Origin of the sequence: Pseudomonas sp. GCM10022186, assembly GCF_042656385.1 — a bacterium.
Classification (GTDB): domain Bacteria; phylum Pseudomonadota; class Gammaproteobacteria; order Pseudomonadales; family Pseudomonadaceae; genus Metapseudomonas.
Map to the genome: position 1 here is coordinate 37422 of NZ_JBHSOU010000029.1, position 19346 is coordinate 56767.

The window sequence follows — 19346 nt, forward strand, 5'->3', positions numbered from 1 at the left end:
GTCCCCTCGCTCCATCGTTGCGCCGGGGGCCCGGCGTGAGGGGCCATCCATGGCCCCGCACGCCTCTCCGCGGCATCCATGCCGCTCGTCCCCCTCTGCAACGATTCCGCTCGGCCTCCTGACGGGGCGGAGGCGCCGGCCCACCTCTGCTGCCCAGTTCCAGGCTGCTGGTGGCTTCAGGATTGTTTGTGCCTCGCCGGCGCGAGTCACCCCTCTCCCTCCGGGGTGAAGAGGCACGCTTTCGGAAGCACCGCTTCCGGTGCCGATGAACGCCTGAGCGCGAAGCGATCAGGCAGGGGCGCAGGGCGGGGGCAGGGGGAGAGGGAGGTGTCAGACTGGTGCGGAGACCTGAAAGCCCCGTGCTAGAAACTTCTATTCGGTCCTGCAACAGCTAATGCAGACATAGCCAATGAATTCGCCCCTACAAGGTTTCGCATCGCACAGGAAGCCCGGCCCCGCCGGGTTTTTTCATGGGTGATTGACGATCTGTACATTTGAGTCCAGTATGGACTCACAAGTACAAAATTAGCGGCAGTCCTCCATGATCCACAGCCAGCTATCCCCCCATTCGATCCCATGCCGGCCAGCCCTGGCGGCGTCTTCTTCTGCCTCGCAATCCTTTTTCGAACCTGCTCGCCAGACACGCCGGCGGGCATCCATCCGTACTGCGGGAGTCGCACCATGAAGAAACTCGTTCTGCTGGGCAGCCTTGCCCTCGGCCTGCTGGCCTCCAGCGTTTTCGCCGCCGACAAGCCCCTGCGCATCGGCATCGAAGCCGCCTATCCGCCCTTCGCCTACAAGACTCCGGAGGGACAGATCGCCGGCTTCGACTACGACATCGGCAATGCCATGTGCGAGGAGATGAAGGTCAAGTGCCAGTGGATCGAGCAGGAGTTCGATGGCCTGATCCCCTCCCTCAAGGTGAAGAAGGTGGACGCCGTGCTGTCGTCCATGACCATCACCGACGAGCGCAAGAAATCGGTGGATTTCACCGGCAAGTACTACTACAGCCCGGCGCGCCTGGTGATGAAGAAGGGCACGGTGGTCGATGACCAGTTCCAGAGCCTGGTGGGCAAGACCATCGGCACCCAGCGCTCCACCACCACCGACCGCTTCGCCGCCGAGGTGCTGGAGCCCAAGGGCGTGAAGGTGGTGCGCTACAGCACCCAGAACGAGATCTACCTGGACGTGCTCTCGGGCCGCCTGGACGGTGTGCTGGCCGACGTCTTCCCGCTCAACGAAGGCTTCCTGAAGACCGGGAACGGCAAGGACTACGAATTCGTCGGCCCGGTGCTGAACGATCCGAAGTACTTCGGCGAAGGCGCCGGCATCGCCGTGCGCAAAGGCGATACCGAGCTGCGCGACAAGTTCAACAACGCCATCAAGACCCTGCGCGAGAACGGCAAGTACCAGGCGATCCAGGCCAAGTACTTCGACTTCGATATCTACGGCGAGTGAGTCCTGCCGTTGGGAAGGGCCGCGCATCTGCGCGGCTTTTTCGTTCGAGGTGGCAGCCCTGCGGGCTGCTTGGCGAATGAATTCGCCCCTACAGGCTACGCACAGGCTCTTCGCAGGATGGTGCGGGCGGCGCTCCGCTGGAGCGGAGCGAAACCCATCAAGGGAAGGGCTGCGAGCGTGCGTTCGCGAATGAACTCGCTCCCACAAACAAAAAAGGAGCCCGAAGGCTCCTTTTTTGATTCAACGGGCAACCGTCAATGCAGGATCTGCCCGAGGAACAGCTTGGTCCGCTCGTTCTGCGGGTTGTCGAAGAAGGCGTGGGGCTCGTTCTGCTCCACGATCTCGCCTTTGTCCATGAAGATCACCCGGTCGGCCACGGTACGGGCGAAGCCCATCTCGTGGGTCACGCAGAGCATGGTCATGCCGTCGTGGGCCAGGCCGATCATGGTGTCCAGCACTTCCTTGACCATCTCCGGGTCCAGCGCCGAGGTGGGTTCGTCGAACAGCATGATCTTCGGCTTCATGCACAGGGCGCGGGCGATGGCCACGCGCTGCTGCTGGCCGCCGGAGAGCTGCCCCGGATACTTGGCGGCCTGCTCCGGAATGCGCACGCGCTCGAGGTAGTGCATGGCGACCTCCTCGGCCTGGCGCTTGGGCATCTTGCGGACCCACATGGGCGCCAGGGTGCAGTTCTGCAGCACGGTGAGGTGGGGGAACAGGTTGAAGTGCTGGAACACCATGCCCACTTCGCTGCGGATCGCCTCGATGTGCTTGAGGTCGTTGGTCAGCTCGGTGCCGTCGACGATGATGCGGCCCTGCTGGTGCTCTTCCAGGCGGTTGATGCAGCGGATGGTGGTGGACTTGCCGGAACCGGACGGGCCGCAGAGGACGATGCGCTCGCCCTGCTGCACGTCGAGGTTGATGTCCTTCAGCACATGGAACTGGCCGTACCACTTGTTCACGCCCTGCAGGCGGATGATCGGCTCGCCGGCGACTTTCTTGCTTGCTTCAGTCATGGGATGACTCCTAACGCTTGTGGCCGGTGTCCAGCTTGCGCTCCAGGTTCATGGAGTAGCGGGACATGCCGAAACAGAAGATCCAGAACACCAGGGCGGCGAAGACATAGCCTTCGGTGGCCATGCCCAGCCAGGCCGGGTCGGTGGTGGCTTGCTTGATGCTGTTGAGCAGGTCGAACAGGCCGATGATGATCACCAGGCTGGTGTCCTTGAACAGCGCGATGAAGGTGTTGACGATGCCGGGGATCACCAGCTTCAGGGCTTGCGGCAGGATCACCAGGCCCATCATCCGCCAGTAGCCCAGGCCCATCGCGGCCGCGGCTTCGTATTGTCCCTTGGGGATGGCCTGCAGGCCGCCGCGCACCACCTCGGCGATGTAGGCCGACTGGAACATGATCACGCCGATCAGTGCCCGCAGCAGCTTGTCGAAGGACAGGCCCTCCGGCAGGAACAGCGGCAGCATCACCGAGGACATGAACAGCACGGTGATCAGCGGCACGCCCCGCCAGAACTCGATGAAGGTCACGCAGATGACCTTGATCGCCGGCATGTTCGAGCGTCGGCCCAGGGCCAGCAGGATGCCCAGCGGCAACGCGCCGACTATGCCCACCGCGGCGATCACCAGGGTCAGCATCAGGCCGCCCCACTGGCTGGTGGAGACGGTGGACATGCCGAGGAAGCCGCCGTGCAGCAGCCAGTAGGCGACCAGCGGGTAGATCACCAGGAAGGACAGGCCATACACCGCCTTGTGCTGGAAGCGCGGCACGAACAAGGGCGCGGCGCCGATGATCGCGATCCACACCGCCAGGTCCACCCGCCAGCGCAGGTCCTCGGGGTAGAAGCCGTACATGAACTGGGAAAAGCGCACCTTGATGAACACCCAGCAGGCGCCTTCGCTGGTGCAGTCGGCGCGGGTGCTGCCGGTCCAGTCGGCCTCGAGGAAGGCCCACTTGATCAGCGGCGGCACGATCAGCCACACCAGGTAGATGGCGAACAGGGTCAGCAGGGTGTTGAACCAGCTGGAGAACAGGTTGGCGCGCAGCCAGCCCAGGGTGCCGACGCTCAACCGGGGTGGCGGCTGGTCGGGCTTGAATACATGTGTCGTCATGGCTCGGCCCTCACCGCTCGACTAGCGCGATGCGCTTGTTGTACCAGTTCATCAGGATCGAAATGCTGATACTGATGGCCAGGTAGACGCTCATGGTGATGGAGATCACCTCGATCGCCTGGCCGGTCTGGTTCAGCACCGTACCGGCGAACAGCGAGACCATGTCCGGGTAGCCGATGCCGGCCGCCAGGGACGAGTTCTTGGTCAGGTTCAGGTACTGGCTGGTGAGCGGCGGGATGATCACGCGCAGGGCCTGCGGGATGATCACCAGGCGCAGGATCTTCGGCGCCGGCAGGCCCAGGGAGCGGGCGGCTTCGGTCTGCCCGTGGCTGACCGCCTGGATGCCGGAACGCACGTTCTCGGCGATGAAGGCCGCCGTGTACACCGTCAGCGCCAGGGTCAGGGCGATCAGTTCGGGAATCACCACCCAGCCGCCGCGGAAGTTGAAACCCTGCAATACCGGGATGCTCCACTCGAAGGGCCGGCCGAATACCAGGGCGACCAGGCCGGGAATCACCACCAGCATCACCAGTGAGGAGACCAGCACCGGGAAGCGCTGGCCGGTGGCCTCACGCTTGGCCTTGGCCCAGCGGGCCAGGGCGATGATCGCCAGCAGCACCAGCCCCAGGCTGACCAGGAAGGGCCAGAAGCCGTCCGCGATGGTCGGCGCCGGCATGTACAGGCCGCGGTTGTTGAGGAAGAAGTTCTCGCCGATGGACAGGCTCTGGCGTGGCCCCGGCATGGGCAGCATCACCGCGAAGTACCAGAAGAAGATCTGCAGCAGCGGCGGGATGTTGCGGAAGGTCTCGATGTAGACGGTCGCCAGTTTGCGGATCAGCCAGTTCGGCGACAACCGCGCCACACCCAGGATGAACCCGAGGATGGTGGCGAAGAAGATGCCGATACCCGAAACCAGCAGGGTATTGAGCAGACCGATGACGAAGACCCGCCCGTAGCTGTTGCTTTCGTTGTAGTCGATCAGGTGCTGGGAAATCCCGAAGCCGGCGCTCTGCTCGAGGAAGTCGAAGCCGGACAGGATGCCGCGTTGCTGCAGGTTGTGCTGGGTATTCTGGAACAAGTACCAGCCCAGCGCGACGACGGCGATGACCGCGATTATCTGGAATAGCCACGCGCGTGCCTTGGGATCGGTCCAGACCGAACCTTTCGGGGCACGCGGGGCGTTGGCATTGTTTTGCATGACAGCCCTCTGGGAACCGCTGGCCGGCCGGATGGGGGACGGCGGCCAGGGTTCGCGTTGTACGGAACTCGAACCCGGCGGCCGCCTAATGCGGCCGCCGGGAGACGGTCAGCGCACCGGCGGTGCGTACTGCAGACCGCCCTTGTTCCACAGGGCGTTGAGACCACGTTCGATCTTCAGCTCGCTACCGGCACCGATATTGCGATCGAAGATTTCACCGTAGTTGCCGACTTGCTTGACGATCTGCACCGCCCAGTCCTTCGGCAGCTTCAGGTCCTTGCCGAACTCGCCTTCAGTGCCCAGCAGGCGGGCGATGTCGGGGTTCTTGGTGGTCTTGGCCGTTTCTTCGACGTTCTTCGAGTTCAGGCCCAGTTCCTCTGCGTTGAGCATGGCGAACAGGGACCAGCGCACGATGTCGAACCACTCCTCGTCACCCTGGCGCACGGCCGGGCCGAGGGGCTCCTTGGATATCACTTCCGGCAGCACCACGTACTCGTCCGGCGCGGCCAGCTTGATGCGCTGGGCATAGAGCTGGGACTGGTCGGAGGTCAGCACGTCGCAACGACCGGACTCCAGCGACTTGGCGCTCTCGTCGGAGGTGTCGTAGGTGATGGGGGTGTACTTCAGGTTGTTGGCGCGGAAGTAGTCGGACAGGTTCAGCTCGGTGGTGGTGCCGGCCTGGATGCAGACGGTGGCGCCATCGAGTTCCTTGGCGCTGGAGACGCCGAGCTTCTTGTTCACCAGGAAGCCTTGACCGTCGTAGTAGGTCACGCCGGTGAAGTTCAGGCCCATGGCGGCGTCGCGGGAGCTGGTCCAGGTGCTGTTGCGCGAAAGGACGTCGACTTCGCCGGACTGCAGCGCGGTGAAACGTTCCTTGGCGGTAAGCGGGCTGAACTTGACCTTGCTGGCATCGCCGAACACGGCAGCGGCAACAGCGCGGCAGACGTCGACGTCGATGCCTTTGTAGTTGCCCTTGCCATCGGCATAGGAGAAGCCCGGGAGGCCGTCACTGATGCCGCATTGCACGAAGCCTTTCTTCTTCACCGCGTCCAGGGTGGCGCCCGCCTGAGCGAAACCGCTGACACCGAGAACGGTTGCCGCGGTCAGCACGGCCAGGGTGGATTTCACCATCTTCATCAAAACCTCCAGTTGCTTTTATTGGTGTTGGAGTCTCGATCCCACCGCCGTACCCTCGTGAGGCAGGTTCAACCTTTCATGCACTGGAAAAGGTCAACCGGGGTGTCGGATCTAAGGAAGGAGTCTAGTTGGCGCTGCTCCGCTCGCCACCAGACGCTTCCTCGCCCATTGGTCGAATGGGCTGGAGACGGATTGCGTCCACCCCTGCACCATGAATGGCGCCGGATGATCGCTTGCAAGGCTGCGACCGGAATCGCCGCCCAACCCGTTGCACGCCGGGGCTTGTGTTACCGCGCCCCGGGCCGTGAATCAGTCAGGTGCCGAGTAGCAAAGGCCGTACCAGCCAGGTGCCAGTAGGCCTATTCCGATAGGTCAATAGGTAAAGTTTTAACCGTGCGACATATTTTTCAGTTATCAAACCACCCCTTTTTAGTTGATCGCCCCACAACTGTGCAAAAGCACCACAACGGAGCCACACATGAGCGACACACTGATCCTCGAGCCCACACACCGCGCCGATGCCTGCGTCATCTGGCTCCATGGCCTGGGCGCGGATCGCTATGACTTCCTGCCGGTGGCCGAGGCCCTGCAGGACGTCCTCGGCACCACGCGCTTCGTGCTGCCCCAGGCGCCGACCCGCGCCGTGACCATCAATGGCGGCTGGGCCATGCCGTCCTGGTACGACATCCTCGCCATGAGCCCGGAGCGGGCCATCGATGAAGCGCAGCTGGAAGAGTCGGCGCAGCAGGTGCTGGCCCTGGTGCAGGCGCAGGTCGACGCCGGCATCGAACCGCGCCGGATCTTCCTTGCCGGGTTTTCCCAGGGCGGCGCCGTGGTCCTGCACACCGCCTTCCTGCGCTGGCCGGAAGAACTGGGTGGCGTGCTGGCGCTGTCGACCTACGCGCCGACCTTCAGCGACGAAATGAAACTGTCCGATACAAAACGACAACTGCCGGTCCTTTGCTTGCATGGCACCTTCGATGATGTGGTGCTGCCCGCGATGGGCCGCGCTGCCCACGATCGCCTGGCCGCCGCCGGGGTTCCCGTGGAGTGGCGCGACTATCCGATGGCCCACGAGGTATTGCCGCAGCAGATCCGTGACATCGGCACCTGGCTGGTGGAACGGCTGCACAGCTGATCCCCCACCTCTTCAGAACAAGCACCGGGCATGGCCCAGACCTCCGCTCCGCCCATTGCCAACCTGCGGGGCATCGAAGCGATCGAACGCCTTTCCCTGCAAGCGCGTATGGCGGGCTATTCGCTGAAATTCCGCTTGATAGCCTGAGGCCATCTATACTCAGTGGCAAAAGGCCGCCTATGGGGCGGCCTTCTGGTCTTTGCCGCATCGATGCAGCACATGGCTGGCCGGGTCGGGGGCTCCCGGTGTTTTCGCTCGCCCGGAACAATGTTGCGAAATTGTGGCGAATATCAGGAGTTGTCGCGTTCCCTACCGAGATCTGGCCGTTGGTCGGCGCAACTTTTGGCGAGCATTGCCAGACAAAAAGTGGGGGAATATTTTCACCACCGGGTTAACAGCTCAGACAGGGATCGTTAGCGGTGCCGTCCGCTTCGACTGCCATCCGAGGCCGTTGCAGCCATGAAGCATGTCCACTGGCAAGAAGACTTGGCTCTGTTGAGCCGACTGCGTCTGTTCCAGAACGTCACCGCGAACTGTCTCGAACAGTTGCTCAAGGAATTCCGCGCCTGCGACCTGGAGGCGGGCGAAGTGGTGCTGTCACCCTTCAATCGCAACCAGTACCTCTACCTGGTGCTGAGCGGGCGGCTGAAGGTGTACCTGGGCTCCCTGGACAACAACCCGGTGAGTTGCATCGAGGCGGGCGAATGCGCCGGCGAGATCAGCTTCATCGACAACGACCATCCTTCGGCCTATGTGGTGGCCAGCGAGCCCACCAGCGCCCTGCGCCTGCACCGGCAATCCCTGGTCAGCCTGTTCCAGCAGTCGCCGCAGCTGATGCAGAACCTCCTTGAGCTGCTCTGCGATCGCGTGCGCCAGGGCAACCGGATCATCCTCGATACCGAGCAGAACGCGAAGATCGATACCCTCACCGGGCTGTTCAACCGCCGTTGGCTCGAGCATGTCTACCAGCGGGAAAGTACCCGTTGCGCCTTCAACGCGCAGCCGCTGTCGATGCTCATGCTGGATGTCGATCACTTCAAGGCCTACAACGACAGCCACGGCCACCTGGCCGGCGACTATGCCCTGTGCCTGGTGGCCCATACCTTGCGCAACCAGTTGCGGCCCAAGGACAGCATGGCGCGCTACGGCGGCGAAGAGTTCGTCATCCTCCTGCCGGAAATGGGCGGCAACGAGGCGCGCAATATCGGCGAACGCCTGCGCAGCAGCCTGGAACAGATCCCCTCCTTCTACTCGCCACTGGGGGTGCTGCCCGGGGTGACCGTCTCCATCGGCCTGGCCGAGATGCGCCAGCCGGACAGCCTGCAAGGCCTGATCGCTCGCGCCGACAGTGCGCTGTACCAGGCCAAGCAGGATGGGCGTAATCGGCTGAACGGCTGACTGCTTGCAGGACCTGTGCTTGTAGGGGCGAATTCATTCGCCAAGCAGGCCGAAGGTCTGCCCAGGGGGATAGCAGGGGGCAGCTGCGCCGCCCATGGCGAATGAATTGGCTATGTCTGCATTAAGTGTTGCTAGAACGCCTTGAGCCCAGCTGCTTATCGAGCGGGCGATGAGTCGCTGTTTCGCCCTCCCGGGCGAGTCCCTTTCTCAAACGCCAGAAAGGAACCAAAGCGCTTGCCCCTGCATCCGGCCCGGCTTCGCCGGGTCCCCTCGCTCCATCGTTGCGCCGGGGGCCCGGCGTGAGGGGCCATCCATGGCCCCGCACGCCTCTCGCGGCATCCATGCCGCTCGTCCCCCTCTGCAACGATTCCGCTCGGCCTCCTGACGGGGCGCAGTCGCTGCCCCACCTCTTCTGCACAGTTCCAGGCTGCTGGTGGTTTCAGGATTGTTTGTGCCTCGCCGGCGCGAGTTACCCCTCTCCTCTTCAGGGGTGAAGAGGCACGCTTTCGGAAGCACCGCTTCCGGTGCCGATGAACGCCTGAGCGCGAAGCGATCAGGCAGGGGCGCAGGGCGGGGGCCGGGGGTGAGGGAGGTGTCAGGCGGGTACGGAGACCTGAAAGCCCTGTACTAGAGACTTCTATTCGGTCCTGCAACAGCCAACGTAGACATAGCCAATGAATTCGCCCCTACAGACGTGACGCCTCAGATATCCAAAGTTTCCCAATCCGCTCAAACGCCTGTTTGCTAAAGTCCGTTCACGACAGGACAGCCGGGATGCTGGATATGCGCAAATTGTGGATCGCTTTGCTGGTGCTGGTGGTCGTCGGCCTGGGGGTTTTCTTCTCCCTGCCGGGACTTCTCGACCGCCTGATGAATACGGTGGCCGCGCCACCGCCCTATGACGCCTCGGGCGAGGCCGAGAAGCTGCACGAGACCCTGTTCGTCGCCGATCTGCACGACGACGCCCTGTTGTGGAATCGCAACCTGCTGGAACGCCATGACTTCGGCCACAGTGATCTGCCGCGCCTGCTGGAAGGTCACGTCGGCCTGCAGGTGTTCTCCACCGTGACCAAGACCCCGCGTGGCCTCAACTACGAGCGCAATGGCGCCGACACCGACAATGTCACCCTGCTGGTCATGGCCCAGCGCTGGCCCCGCGCGACCTGGAGCAGCCTGCTTGAGCGCGCCCTTTACCAGGGGCACAAGTTGGAAGAGGCGGCGGCCGGTAGCCAGGGCAGGCTGACCCTGGTGCGCAGTCGCAAGGAGTTCGCCGACTACCTCGCGGCCTGGGAAAAGGACCCGAACCGCGTCGCCGCCATCCTCGCCACCGAAGGCCTGCATCCGCTCGAACGCAAGCTGGAGAACGTCGACCGCCTGTATGACGCGGGCTTTCGCATCGCCGGCCTGACCCACTTCTTCGACAACGAAGTGGGCGGCTCCGCCCACGGGCTGGAGAAGGGCGGCCTGACCCCCTTCGGCCGCCGGGTGATCGCCCGCCTGGAAGAAAAGAGGATGCTGGTGGACCTGGCCCACGCCTCCCGCGCGTTGATCGACGACGTGCTGGACATGACCGAGCGGCCGGTGCTGGTATCCCATACCGGGGTGGAAGGCACTTGCCCCGGTACTCGCAACCTGAGCGATGCCCATATCCAGCGCATCGCGGCCACCGGCGGGGTGATCGGCATCGGCTACTGGGATACCGCCGTCTGCGAAACCTCGGTGAAGGCCATAGTCCGGGCCATCCGCTACACCGCCGACAAGGTGGGCGTGGAGCATGTCGCGCTGGGCTCGGACTTCGACGGCACCGTCCATACACCCTTCGATACCAGCGGCCTGGCGCAGTTGACCCAGGGCTTGCAGGAAGCCGGCTTCAGCGAGGCGGATATCGCCGCGATCATGGGCGGAAATGTGCGGAGGCTGCTGCTGGAGACCCTTCCGTAGTCCAAGTCAAGCCCTCGGATGCCGGCAGCTCTTCGCCCTGCGGGCATCTTGCTTTACACTGGCGGCCGTTCATTCCTTAATCAATCGACGAGATCACCGTGCTCAAAGCACTCAAGAAGATATTCCGCAAGGGTGAAGAGCCGCAGCCCGGCAGCACCCCTACAGCTTCAGCTCCTGCCCATGCCGAGAAGGAAGAGCGTCCGGCCAAGCCAAAACATGCGCCTCGCGAAGCAGGCGAAAAGGCCGAAGGCTCCAGCGAACGCCCGCCCCGTGGCGAAAAGAAACCCCGCAGCGACAAGCCCAGGTCCGACAAGCCCAAGTCCGACAAGCCGCGCCGCGAGCGTCCGGCCAAGGCCGCCACCCCGGTGGACAACTGGAAGCTCGAGGATTTCGTGGTGGAGCCCCAGGAGGGCAAGACCCGCTTCCATGACTTCGACCTCGATCCGCGGCTGATGCACGCCATCCACGATCTGGGCTTCCCCTATTGCACGCCGATCCAGGCCCAGGTCCTGGGCTTCACCCTGAAAGGCCAGGACGCCATCGGCCGCGCCCAGACCGGCACCGGCAAGACCGCCGCCTTCCTGATTTCCATCATCACCCAGCTGCTGCAGACCCCGCCGCCGAAAGAGCGCTACATGGGCGAGCCCCGCGCGCTGATCATCGCGCCGACCCGCGAGCTGGTGGTACAGATCGCCAAGGACGCCCAGGCCCTGACCAAGTACAGCGGCCTCAGCGTCATGAGCTTCGTCGGCGGCATGGACTTCGACAAGCAGCTCAGGCAGCTGGAATCGCGTTTCTGCGACATCCTGGTCGCCACCCCCGGCCGTCTGCTGGACTTCAACCAGCGCGGCGAGGTGCACCTGGACATGGTCGAGGTGATGGTGCTCGACGAAGCCGACCGCATGCTCGATATGGGCTTCATCCCCCAGGTGCGCCAGATCATCCGCCAGACCCCCTACAAGGGCGAGCGCCAGACCCTGCTGTTCTCCGCTACCTTCACCGAAGACGTGATGAACCTGGCCAAGCAGTGGACCGTCGACCCCGCCATCGTCGAGATCGAGCCGGAAAACGTCGCCAGCGAAACCGTCGAACAGCATGTCTACGCCGTGGCCAGCAGCGACAAGTACAAACTGCTGTACAACCTGGTGGCGCAGAACAACTGGGAGCGGGTGATGGTCTTCGCCAACCGCAAGGACGAAGTGCGCCGCATCGAGGAACGCCTGACCAGGGACGGCATCAGTGCCGCCCAGATGTCCGGCGACGTGCCCCAGCACAAGCGCATCCGTACCCTGGAAGGTTTCCGTGAAGGCAAGATCCGCGTGCTGGTGGCCACCGACGTGGCCGGCCGTGGCATCCATATCGACGGCATCAGCCACGTGATCAACTTCACCCTGCCGGAAGACCCGGACGATTACGTCCACCGCATCGGCCGTACCGGCCGCGCCGGCGCCAGCGGCACCTCCATCAGCTTCGCCGGCGAGGACGATGCCTTCGCCCTGCCGCCGATCGAGGAACTGCTGGGCCGCAAGATCAACTGCGAAATGCCCCCGACCGAACTGCTCAAGCCGGTGCCGCGCAAGCACCACTGAGGCTTGGTGGAACGAAGAAAGGCGAAGCGAAGGCTTCGCCTTTTTCTTTGGGCGGGAGAAGGGGCGACCTGTGGTCTCCTTGGCGAATGAATTCGCCCCTGCAGGGAGCAGACCAGGCTGGGCGATGAACAGTCGTAGGGTGGATCACGCTTCACCGATCCACCATCGGGGTTCGGCATGGCGACGCCGGTGGACAGAAGAGCGCTGTCCACCCTATGGCCTGGGCGGCCCATTCGCGAATGAATTCGCTCCCACAGGAAAGGCGCAGGGCATGGGCCGCCTCGGCCTGTAGGGCTACAACGCCCCCGCCTTCTTCCAGGCCAGGTAGCGGCTCACCAGCTGCGGCCCCAGCTCGCTGGGCCGCGCATCCAGCACCGGCACCCCGTGGGCGGCCAGGCGTTCGTGGAGGCTGCCGCGGGCATTCAGGTAGTCCAGCGTGCCGCAGTAGGCGAGGGCGTCATCGAAGGACTGCACCGGACGGTGGCGCAGGTTGTCGAGTACTTCCTCGCGCAGGCTGACCACCAGCAGGCGGTGCTGGCGGCCGAGGCGTTTCACCGCGGCGAACAGCTCGGCGTCGTCTTCGTCGCGCAGGTTGCTCACCAGCACCACCAGGGCCCGGCGGTGCTGGCGCGCCAGCAGGGCGTCGGCGGCGGCGCTATAGTCGGCCGGGCGCAGGGTGCTGTCCAGGTCGTAGACGCCATTGAGCAGCACATTGAGCTGGGCGGGGCCCTTCACCGGGGCCAGATGGCGATCGCGCTCGGCGGCGAAGGTGGACAGGCCTACCGCGTCCCCCTGGCGCAGGGCCACGTAGCTGAGCAGCAGGCTGGCGTTGAGCGCGTGGTCGAAGTGCGACAGGTCGCCGTCCTGGCTGCGCATCCGCCGGCCACAGTCGAGGAGGAAGACGATCTGCTGGTCGCGCTCGTCCTGGTATTCGCGGGCGATGGGCGTGCGCTTGCGCGCGGTGGCCTTCCAGTCGATCTGGCGCAGGGTATCGCCGTCGCGGAATTCGCGCAGCTGGTGGAACTCCAGGCCCAGGCCACGACGCGGCCGCTGGCGCACGCCGAGCTGGCTGAGCCAGTCGTCCACCGCCTTCAACTGGGCGCCGTAGAGGTGGGCGAAGTCGGGGTAGACGCGTGCCTCGCCGGGACGCGCGAGGATGCGCTTGTGCCGCCAGAGCCCCAGGGGGCTGGGCAGCTGCAGCTCGCAGGCGGGGAAGTCGAAGTGGCCACGCTTGAGCGGGCGCACCCGGTAGCCGAACTCGGTGAGCTCGCCAGGGTGCAGCGCCACCTGCTGCGGCAGCGGCTCGAACTCCATGCTTGCCGGCACCTGGTCGAACACTTCGACCTCCAGGGGCCGGCCATAGCCATGGTGCAGGGTCAGGCGTACGTCACTCCAGCGGCCCAGCGCGAGGTTGCCCGGCAGCTGGCGCTCCAGTCGCGGCGACGGCATGCGCCGCAGCCAGTAGCCGTCGAGCAGCGCGAGCAGGGCCAGGGCGCAAAGCAGGCCCCACCAGAGCGTGGCCGACTGCGCCGGCAGGCCGATGCCCAGTGCCGGCAGGGCGCCGAGCAGCACGGCCAGGGCGAAGAGCCCGGCCACCAGCGCGAGCAATCCGCGGGAGGGTCTCATAGGCGCGGCGCCGGCACCTGGTCGAGGAGTTGCTGGAGCACCTGGTCCACTGACAGCCCTTCGATATCCAGTTCCGGCGACAGCCGCACGCGGTGGCGCAGCACCGCCAGGGCGCAGCCCTTGATGTCGTCCGGGAGCACGAATTCACCGCCACGCAGCAGGGCGCGGGCACGGCCGCCGCGCACCAGGGCGATGGAGGCGCGTGGCCCGGCACCCATGGCCAGGCCAGGCCAACTGCGGGTGGCGCGGGCCAGGCGCACGGCGTAGTCCAGCACCTGGTCGTCCACCGGCAGCTCGCTGGCGATCTTCTGCAGGGCCAGCACGTCGCGGGCATGGAGCAGGGTGCGCAGGGGCGCCACTTCGAGCATGTCGGCGCGGGCCGAGCGGGTGACCTGGCGCACCAGGTCGAGTTCTTCGTCGGCGGCCGGGTAGTTCATGCGCAGCTTGAGCATGAAACGGTCGAGTTCGGCTTCCGGCAGGGGATAGGTGCCCTCCTGCTCGATGGGGTTCTGGGTGGCCAGCACCAGGAACGGCTGGGGCACCGGCAGGGCGCGGCCTTCGAGGGTGACCTGGCGCTCCTGCATCACTTCCAGCAGGGCGGCCTGGGTCTTGGCCGGGGCGCGGTTGATCTCGTCGGCCAGCAGCAGGTTGGTGAACACCGGCCCCTTGCGCAGCTTGAACTGTTCGCTCTGCATGTCGTACACGGCGTGGCCGGTGACGTCGCTGGGCATCAGGTCGGGGGTGAACTGGATGCGCGAGAACTCGCCGCCGAAGCAGCGCGCCAGGGCGCGCACCAGCAGGGTCTTGCCGAGTCCCGGCACGCCTTCCACCAGCACGTGGCCGCCGGCCAGCAGGGCGGTGAGAACGTCGTCTATCACCGCCGCCTGGCCGATCACGGCCTTCTGCAGTTCCAGGCGCACGGCCTGGGCCAGCTGGCTGGCACGCTGGCGCTGGCTGGCGGCCGAGGGTGCGGCGGCGCTGGAGGCTTCGGGTTGCGACGGGTCGGAAATCTGTTCGCTCATAAGGCATTCCTGAGGGTTTGCAGGTGGGCGACCTGGCGGGTGAAGTCGGCGGCGTTGAGCCGTTGCCTGGGCAGCGGGCGCATGGCCTGGCTGATGGCGCCGGGCGGCAGGCGGGTCAGGCGACCCAGCACCTGCCACTGCTCGGCTACCGGCAGGCGTTCGAAGCCGGGATGACGGTGTCGCGCGCGGCGCTGGATGTCGCGCTGCAGGCCTTGCAACAGGCTGGCCTGGCCGCTGCGGCGAAGCAGGAAGTCGGCGCTGCCGCGCAGGTGTTCTTCCAGCTGCCGGCGTGCCCGGCTGGCCGGCGCCTGTAGCGGTCCCTGGCGCTGGCCGACATGCCAGAGCGCCAGGGTCACCAGCAGCGCCAGGGCCACCAGGGCCTCGGGGAAGTGCTGCCCGAGCAAGGTGGCGAGGCTGTCGCGCTCGGCGCGGTAAAGCAGGGTGACGCTGCTGTCCTGGGTGAGGTACCAGAGCAGCCAGGCGTTGTCGTACTTGTCGATGTCGCGGTTCTGCCAGATCCAGGCGTCGGTGAGCACGGTGACCAGGCCGTCGCCGTGGTTCAGTTGCAGCATGTGGGTGGCCTTGGCGCTGTTGGCCCAGGCGTGGGCGCGGTTCTGGCTGTCGTAGAGATGGAATTCCGGATCGAAACCGGCGTAGGCGGGCGCCTTTTCGTTCTCCAGGTAGAGCTTGGTCAGTTCGGGATAGGGGTCCTCTTCGACCCGGGCCGGTGCGTCTTCGTCGCTGTCGGCGTTTTCCGCCTGCTCGTCGGCGGGCTCGTCGGCCTGGTCGGCGTCCTCCTGCTCTTCCCGCTCCTGGCTTTCTTCGTCGCCCAGGTCCCTGGTTTCGTATTGCTGGATGCCCAGGCGGTCGGCGAGCAGGTCACCGCTCTTGCCTTCCTTTTCCTCATACAGGCCCTCGGCGATGAACAGCAGGTGCCCGCCCTTGCTCGTCCACTCCAGCAGGCGATCCGCCTGGCGCGGCGTCATTCGCTGGCGGCTGCCGAGCAGCAACAGGCTGTGACCGGTGCTGGGCAGTTTGCCCAGTACTTCAAGGCCGTCGGCGCGTGCCACTTGCAATCCCTGCCGACGCAGGAAGTGTTCGGCGGCGAGATAGGGGTTGCCCATGGCCTCGGGGGAGGGACCGTGTTCGACGGTGTCCTGATAGGGCTGCAGGTGCCCGGCGAGGTAGATCGCCAGGAGCCCCAGCAGCAGGAGCAGGCCGGCGCCGATGAGGAAGCGCGGGCGCAGGCTCATGGCGCGACTCCCGTGGCGAACAGCCGCCGCCAGTCGTCGCAGAGGGCCTGGTGCCGTTCCGCGGAGGGCAGGCGATGGCCGTAGGCGAGGTCCTGCCAGTGGCTCGTGAGGGCCTGGCTGAACCCTTCCAGGTCGGTGTTCTCCAGGCGCCGCACCAGCCGCAGCACCTCGCCCTCGGTATGGGATTGCCTGAGCGGCAGGCGGAAGTCGTGCAGCAGGCGGCTTAGCAGGGCGCGATAGAGCAGGCCGAGGGATTCGCGGGGCTGGGTCGCCCAGAGGCGCTCGGACTCCCCGGCGACGTCCTCGGGCAGGCTCTCCGGGGTCAATTCCAGGCCGAAGAGCACCGAGGGCGCTTCGCGCGGGCGGCGCTGGGGCAGGCCGAGGCGGCCGGCGAAGGCATTCAGCCAGTCGCGGTAACGCCACAGCAGCAGGGCCAGGAGGCTGATCACCAGGCCCCAGAGCAGCACCTTGATCACCAGCGCGAGGGTATCCAGGCTCCTGGCGTACTCGGCCAGCTTGAACAGGTCGCGGATGAACTCCGCCCAGCCTTCCACATCCTCGGGCCTTGCCTGCTGCTCGCTGCTTTCCTCGCCCAGGCGCCAGCGGGTGACCGTTTCGCGGTTCTGGAAGGGCGGTGCGTCGAGCTGGGCGTCGATGGCATCCTTGGCGGCCTTGCTGGTCAGGGCGTGGTGGGTCAGGCGTTCGGCGTCGGGGCCTTCCAGGAATTCCCGGGGGGCGGGGCAGAGGGCCGGGGCATCGTCCGCCATGGCCGGTTGCGGCAACGGACCGAGCAGCAGCGCCAGGCCCAGCAGCAGGGCGTAGGCGGTGCCGGTCAGGCGCTGGCGCAGGCGGCGGAACTGCAGCTCGATGTCCCAGCCCTCCAGGGCGGTGCGGCGGTTGAGGTAGAGGGTGAAGCCGCAGGCGACGTACACCGGGCCCCAGAGGGTCAGCACCAGCACGTAGAGGCTGTTGGACAGGTGTTCCAGCCAGAGCCATTCGCCCGGGGCCATGTCCAGAAGCCGTTGCCAATCCCAGTCGACGGCGACCTGTTTGGGCAGCATCAGGTAGAGCAGCGTGAGCAGGCCGAACCAGAGGGCCGATTCCAGGTGCACGCCGATCACCGTCAACCAGGTGGCGCCACCCGCGTCGCGCTGCCCCAGGACCACCAGGCGCTGGCTGCGGGCCTGCCCGGATAGTCCTTCGAGCTGCAGCACCGGCAGATCGAAGCTGCGGGTGGTGCTGAGGCGGCGCCAGGTGAGGCTGGCGACCAGTTGTGGCTTGAGCAGCCGTGGATAGGCGTGCAGGGCTTGCCTGAGGGTTGGCGTGTCGCCGAACAGGGCGCGGGACAGGATGTACAGCGGCAGCCGTTCATAGGCGGGCTTGAGCAGCCAGAAGATGAAGATCGCCAGGCCCGGGTAGTTCCAGCAGATCAGGCTGAGCAGGCCGAACACCGGCAGGGTGACCAGCGCCCAGCTGGCCATCAGCAGCCCGGCGTGGCGGCGTGCCAGCAGCATGCCCAGGTCCATGGCCTCCCAGGCGCTGCGCGGGCGGATGGCGACGCTGGCGTCAGTCAGGCGCATGGACCCTCCTGCCGACCAGTCCGAAGTAAAGCCCCACCAGTAGCCAGAGCCCGGCGCCCACCAGGTACTTCACCTGGGGTTCCACCAGCCGGATGGACGACCAGTAGGCCTCGATGAAGGCTGCGATCACCAGCAGCAGGATCACCCCGGCCACCAGTTGCACGCTGCGCCCGGCGGCCAGGCGCAGGGCCTCCCCACGGGGTTGGCGGCCGGGGGCGAGCAGGGCCCAGCCCAGTTGCAGGCCGGCGCCGCCGGCGAAGGCGATGGCGGTGAGTTCGAAGGCGCCGTGGCCGATGACGAAGGACCAGAAGGTCTCGCCGAAGCCGATCTGGGTCAGATGGCCGGCCACGGCGCCTATGTGCAGGCCGTTGAAGAGCAGGAAGAACAGGCTGCCGATGCCGAAGAGCAGGCCGCCGGCATAGGTCTGAAAGGCGATGCCGATGTTGTTCATGATGTAGTGGCCGAACATCATCCAGTCGTCCCCCGAGTCCCGTTCGCTCATGGGGCCGATGCGCCGGGCGTCCGGATCGTACATGGACTCCATCGACGACACCTGCTCCGGGTCCAGCAGGCTGTAGACCAGGTCCGGCCAGTTGTGCACCAGCAGACCCATCACCAGCAGGCTGCCGTAGAACAGCAGGCTGGCGGCGGCGATGCTGCGCCACTGGCTGCGCACCAGGCGCGGGAAGCCGCCGAGGACGAACCCCAGCAGGCGCGCGCCGAGGTGGCTGCGGTGACGGTAGAACTGCTGGTGACCGCGCATGGCCAGTTGTTGCAGCTGGTCCACCAGGTGACTGCTGTAACCGCGTTCCCGGGCCAGGGCCAGGTGCTGGCAGATCTGTCGATAGTCGGCGGCGAAGGATTCGCAGGCACGGGCGTCGGCCTTGCCGTGTTCGAGACGGTCGAGCAGCTCGGCGAAGGCCTTCCAGTGGGCCTGGTGATGGCCTTCGAAGAGGTTCTGTTTCATGGCGCGTTCGCTCCCAGCAGGCCGCGGGCGATGCCATTGATGCGTGCTTGCGCCTGCTCGGGCGGTACGCCCAGCGGCTCGGCCAGGATGCCGGCAAGCTCGGCGCGGCGCGCCACGGACAGGCTGGCCTGGCGTTCCGCGAAACCGAGCAGGGCGCGCTGGTCGGCGAGGTCCAGGGGGAAGGGCGCGCGTTCCGGCTCCGCCTCCGGCAGTTCCGGGCGCTGGGGTTTCTCGTCGCGGTAGACCACCAGGCTGCCGGCGGCGATGTCGCCCAGGCGCTTGAAGGTCGGGTGCATGAGGCAGCTGAGTACGCCGAGGGTATAGGCGAAGGGCAGCAGGTCGACGAAGCGCAGCAGGTTGCGCACCAGAGAGGCCGACCAGCCGATGGGGGTGCCGTCGTCGTGGATCACCCGCAGCCCCATCACCTGCTTGCCCGGCGAGCGCCCCTGGTTGAGCACCTCGAAGAGCACCATGTACCACCAGTTGAGCAGGAACATCAGGATCAGTCCGAGGCCGAAACCGAATTGCCCGAGCAGGGCCAGGGCGATGAACAGCAGCAGCATGACGGCGCCGCGGATACCCAGGTCGATGGCATAGGCCAGGGCGCGGGGCAGCAGGCCGGCCGGTCGCAGGACCAGGTCGATGCCTTCCGGCGTCTCCACCTGGTAGCGGGTGTCCAGCGGGTGGGCCAGGGCGTCGGCGGGATCTGAAGGGGCTCGGGATGCGGGCATCGGCTGGGCGCCAAGGGGAAAGCCCGATGCTAGCGAGCGGTCGGTATCCAGGCAACCGGACAGGCCAGCGTCATTCCCCATGCTGTGAAACGCTTGGGGGTTTCGACGGGGCAGCCGTTGCGCGAGCGCGCAGGCATGGGACGGAAGGCGCGGGCATCTCAGGCAGTCCTTGGCAAGTCGATCG

At 65.8% G+C, this 19346-nt stretch carries 15 protein-coding genes; 5 read left to right on the forward strand and 10 right to left on the reverse strand.

The features are described from left to right. The first annotated feature begins 681 nt into the window (after positions 1-681). Positions 682-1458 (forward strand): ABC transporter substrate-binding protein, encoded by a 777-nt coding sequence (locus tag ACFPU0_RS13380; RefSeq protein ID WP_377693551.1) that lies wholly within the window; start codon positions 682-684, stop codon positions 1456-1458. A 254-nt stretch (positions 1459-1712) separates the two neighbouring features. On the opposite strand, the gene ACFPU0_RS13385 is transcribed toward ACFPU0_RS13380, so the two are convergent. From ACFPU0_RS13385 to ACFPU0_RS13400, 4 genes are all read right to left on the reverse strand, one after another. Then, positions 1713-2474: an amino acid ABC transporter ATP-binding protein gene (locus ACFPU0_RS13385; RefSeq protein WP_377693552.1), complete on the reverse strand. Its 762-nt coding sequence runs from the start codon at positions 2472-2474 to the stop codon at positions 1713-1715. A 10-nt stretch (positions 2475-2484) separates the two neighbouring features. Beyond that, positions 2485-3582: an amino acid ABC transporter permease gene (locus ACFPU0_RS13390; RefSeq protein WP_377693553.1), complete on the reverse strand. Its 1098-nt coding sequence runs from the start codon at positions 3580-3582 to the stop codon at positions 2485-2487. 10 nt (positions 3583-3592) lie between these two features. Beyond that, on the reverse strand, positions 3593-4780 hold the full coding sequence (locus ACFPU0_RS13395; RefSeq protein WP_377693554.1) for an amino acid ABC transporter permease: 1188 nt from the start codon (positions 4778-4780) through the stop codon (positions 3593-3595). A gap of 108 nt (positions 4781-4888) precedes the next feature. Next, positions 4889-5917, reverse strand: coding sequence for an amino acid ABC transporter substrate-binding protein (locus ACFPU0_RS13400; RefSeq protein ID WP_377693555.1), 1029 nt, complete (start codon positions 5915-5917; stop codon positions 4889-4891). Between the two features lie 478 nt (positions 5918-6395). Here ACFPU0_RS13400 and ACFPU0_RS13405 point away from each other — a divergent pair, with 478 nt between their 5' ends. From ACFPU0_RS13405 to rhlB, 4 genes are all read left to right on the forward strand, one after another. After that, positions 6396-7055, forward strand: coding sequence for an alpha/beta hydrolase (locus ACFPU0_RS13405; RefSeq protein WP_377693556.1), 660 nt, complete (start codon positions 6396-6398; stop codon positions 7053-7055). Between the two features lie 459 nt (positions 7056-7514). Further along, complete coding sequence (locus tag ACFPU0_RS13410; RefSeq protein WP_377693557.1) at positions 7515-8453, forward strand: GGDEF domain-containing protein; 939 nt, start codon at positions 7515-7517, stop codon at positions 8451-8453. Positions 8454-9236: 783 nt separating this feature from the next. Next, on the forward strand, positions 9237-10394 hold the full coding sequence (locus tag ACFPU0_RS13415; protein WP_377693558.1) for a dipeptidase: 1158 nt from the start codon (positions 9237-9239) through the stop codon (positions 10392-10394). Between the two features lie 98 nt (positions 10395-10492). Continuing rightward, positions 10493-11983: an ATP-dependent RNA helicase RhlB gene (rhlB, locus tag ACFPU0_RS13420; RefSeq protein WP_377693559.1), complete on the forward strand. Its 1491-nt coding sequence runs from the start codon at positions 10493-10495 to the stop codon at positions 11981-11983. A gap of 294 nt (positions 11984-12277) precedes the next feature. On the opposite strand, the gene ACFPU0_RS13425 is transcribed toward rhlB, so the two are convergent. Genes ACFPU0_RS13425 through ACFPU0_RS13450 form a run of 6 tightly spaced genes read right to left on the reverse strand, consistent with a single transcriptional unit; the run spans position 12278 to position 19162 of the window. Then, on the reverse strand, positions 12278-13609 hold the full coding sequence (locus ACFPU0_RS13425) for a DUF58 domain-containing protein (RefSeq protein WP_377693560.1): 1332 nt from the start codon (positions 13607-13609) through the stop codon (positions 12278-12280). After that, positions 13606-14631 carry an AAA family ATPase gene (locus ACFPU0_RS13430; RefSeq protein ID WP_377693561.1) on the reverse strand — a complete coding sequence of 342 codons (1026 nt, stop codon included), beginning with the start codon at positions 14629-14631 and terminating at the stop codon, positions 13606-13608. Before ACFPU0_RS13430 ends, ACFPU0_RS13425 begins: the two co-directional genes overlap by 4 nt. Then, complete coding sequence (locus tag ACFPU0_RS13435) at positions 14628-15884, reverse strand: DUF4350 domain-containing protein (protein ID WP_377693563.1); 1257 nt, start codon at positions 15882-15884, stop codon at positions 14628-14630. Before ACFPU0_RS13435 ends, ACFPU0_RS13430 begins: the two co-directional genes overlap by 4 nt. Continuing rightward, positions 15881-17464 (reverse strand): DUF4129 domain-containing protein, encoded by a 1584-nt coding sequence (locus ACFPU0_RS13440; RefSeq protein ID WP_377693564.1) that lies wholly within the window; start codon positions 17462-17464, stop codon positions 15881-15883. The genes ACFPU0_RS13435 and ACFPU0_RS13440 overlap by 4 nt, the downstream gene beginning before the upstream one ends. Then, positions 17451-18431 carry a stage II sporulation protein M gene (locus ACFPU0_RS13445; RefSeq protein WP_377693565.1) on the reverse strand — a complete coding sequence of 327 codons (981 nt, stop codon included), beginning with the start codon at positions 18429-18431 and terminating at the stop codon, positions 17451-17453. Before ACFPU0_RS13445 ends, ACFPU0_RS13440 begins: the two co-directional genes overlap by 14 nt. Beyond that, positions 18428-19162, reverse strand: coding sequence for an RDD family protein (locus tag ACFPU0_RS13450; protein WP_377693566.1), 735 nt, complete (start codon positions 19160-19162; stop codon positions 18428-18430). The genes ACFPU0_RS13445 and ACFPU0_RS13450 overlap by 4 nt, the downstream gene beginning before the upstream one ends. Positions 19163-19346: the final 184 nt, after the last annotated feature.